Raw genomic sequence first — 2,706 nt, forward strand, 5'->3', positions numbered from 1 at the left:
GTCATTATTAATTCCGATTGAGTTTATTATTAATTAGGTCACTGGCTTACTGCATGGTTGCCTTAATACGCGGAGTTAATGCACCGTAATCATTGATCGTCTGAAAACTGATATCCCCGGTTGCAGCATGCGTGATATCCACCGATACTTCACCTTTTGGCGGCACCATGGTGTTTGGGAGATTGCTATTTCCTGCTTTCATATTTGTTACGGTAATGAAATAGGGCGTTGGATTAATAAGCGTGAGTTTGCTACCGCTGCGACGAAACCGAAGCATTGCAGGCGCTTCTTCAGGTGCCATTGCCAGGTTCGTGGGGCGATAAAACATTTTTATGCGGCTAATAATTGCCAGCTGTAATGTATTCTCATTCTTCTGGTCTTTTTCCATAGCAGGAATAGCTTTAACATTCACCCAGAACAGGCTTTCACGGTCGCCTGGTAACTGATGATTAGTAGCGTTGATTATCCGCAGCGTATTCTCTTTTTTACCTTGCATGGAAAAAAGCGGTGGGGTAATGACAAACTGGGTGTCTTTTTGGTCACCTGCATTTTCTATCCATGACTGAATGAGATAGACACTGGCAGGATCATTATTCGTGACAGGCAATAAAACCTGTTTCTGGTTTGCCGGATAAATTACCCGCGTCGCACCCAGTGCGACAGCTGCGTTGGCAACGGTGCTATGGCAAGCAAAGAGCAATAAAAGTAACACTGTCGCCATAAAGGAAATAGAGTAGGGGGTACGCGTAGTTTGCATCTGATGCATTCTCCATGTGTTAAGAGGATAAGCGGGAAAACCGTTACATCAGACAATCGATTAATGTTGCTAATACATTGGCGAGTCGCCGGGTTTCCAGACTTAATGCGTTTGTAATAAATGTTGGTTCTCTTTTAATAGGAAAACCTTGCTACAAAGTAAATATTTTAAATAACAGTAAGTTTAACTACTGTTGTTTATTGATAGTTTAGATATTATGTGATTTTTCATAGCGCTCCAAATACAAACCATTTCTCATTAAAAATGAGATGAATATTGGTAAATTGCTCGGGTGTGCGTAGCCATGCCACACACACCCTGTTTCAATTTCAGATGACGTATAGCCCCTTAAGATTGAATTATAGATATTGAACTTTGAAGGTCGCATCAGCGTTTGCAGTACCAGCTACGGACTGCCCGAGAGCAATATAACGAGCCTGGAATGGCAGTATATTCGTGCCATCAATCAAGTCGGTTTTAGCACTAAAAGTGGCCCCATCAAGTATTAATACCTCACCCGTACGGTCCAAAATTTGAATACCGACATTTTGGGCAGAGCCTGCCGCTGAACTCTGCAGCGCTAACGTATCGTCATTACTGGTGACAGTAGTACCCAGGAATGCAACAGCTGCATTACTGGAAACATTGGTATCACAATCATTCAGCTTGATATTGAAGCCAACGGCGGAGCTGAGGTCACCCGCTTTAGCCAGGCGAGAAGAACGAACCTGACCCAGCTCAACCGTTTGGTTCATTGATTCTGAATCAATTGCACAAGCGGCATTTACCACTTCACCTTTAAAATGAATAACACCGCCATTAACAGTGGTCGTTACTGATTCATCACCCTCGGCTGCGCTTACCGCAGCAGACGACATCGCCAACACAGAAACGACAATCATACCAACATGTTTGAGTTTCATAATTCTCCAAAATTTATATTTAAGTAGCTGAATAAAGAGAGTTAACAATTAAGTCATTCTGTTATTGCTTAAAAACAAGAATCATTCTTGATTGGTTGTTGCCCTGAGAATATAGTTTCCAGGGTTATTACATTTCACGAAGAACGATAATATCTTTAAATCACAAGGACACCTAATCACAACAAGTTTATTGTGCACTTGTTGAAGAGAGTATTTGCAAAAACATTTTATGTCGCTAAATAACATGACGATTTCATTATGCATGTTATTTATAAACCGTGACTAAACAGAATATTATTGCGAACAAGGGAAGTGTCAGGAAAGGTCAAGGGCTACCAATGGTTAATATGGCTATAAATCATTAGCTATGGTTAATGTTTGCTTGCTGAAACTAACACCGAATTGCTCTAAACAGATAAGTGCAGGGTTTATTAAAGCTGACCGACAGACTTTCTTAACCTGGTAATATCTCTCTTGGGTGACTCTCCAAACATCCGCGAATATTCCCGACTGAAATGGGATAGCTTTCGTAACCGACAGCATAGGCTGCTGTGGTGACATCGTAATGTTCATTCAGCATCGGTCGCCTGACTTCATTGAGACGTAGCCATTTCTGATACCGGAGTGGACTCATTCCCGCTTGATCCGTCCTTAAATAAGTAACAGCACCCTCTGGTGTTTTCGTATGCAGTGTCTATGCGACAGACACTGCGATCTTAGCATGGGGCAGGGAATAACCAGGCTATTTCTCCATGCACAGGCCAATTATGAAAGAGGAGAGGCTTAAGTTCTTGAACCCTGAACGAATAACGACTACCAGAAAAGCACTTCGCATCACTCAGACATGATTTAACATAATATACATTATGCGCACCAGTATAAACCAAGGAAGAATCCAGTCGTTGGCGGTCATGATTGTCGTGCTCATTAACAACGACCAAACCCCATATCTCACTTACTACCGTATTCTCGGCTTAACCGTCCATGCAACCTCAACACATTGGTTTCAACTGCCGTCACCACGTT

At 42.2% G+C, this 2,706-nt stretch carries 3 protein-coding genes and 1 pseudogene; all 4 read right to left on the reverse strand.

Going from position 1 to position 2,706, the window contains the following annotated elements; all coding sequences use genetic code 11:
* Positions 1 to 46: 46 nt before the first annotated feature.
* Complete coding sequence (locus QZF50_RS23385; protein ID WP_001195166.1) at positions 47 to 757, reverse strand: fimbria/pilus periplasmic chaperone; 711 nt, start codon at positions 755 to 757, stop codon at positions 47 to 49.
* Positions 758 to 1,116: 359 nt separating this feature from the next.
* Positions 1,117 to 1,680 carry a type 1 fimbrial major subunit FimA gene (gene fimA / locus QZF50_RS23390; protein ID WP_001296758.1) on the reverse strand — a complete coding sequence of 188 codons (564 nt, stop codon included), beginning with the start codon at positions 1,678 to 1,680 and terminating at the stop codon, positions 1,117 to 1,119.
* A 431-nt stretch (positions 1,681 to 2,111) separates the two neighbouring features.
* Positions 2,112 to 2,320, reverse strand: a pseudogene (locus tag QZF50_RS23395) (AraC family transcriptional regulator); the annotation flags it as partial.
* Between the two features lie 311 nt (positions 2,321 to 2,631).
* Positions 2,632 to 2,706 (reverse strand): hypothetical protein (locus QZF50_RS23400; protein WP_276379389.1); only part of this gene is annotated, 75 nt, incomplete at its 5' end.

This window comes from uncultured Escherichia sp. (assembly GCF_948475835.1).
GTDB lineage: Bacteria > Pseudomonadota > Gammaproteobacteria > Enterobacterales > Enterobacteriaceae > ECMA0423.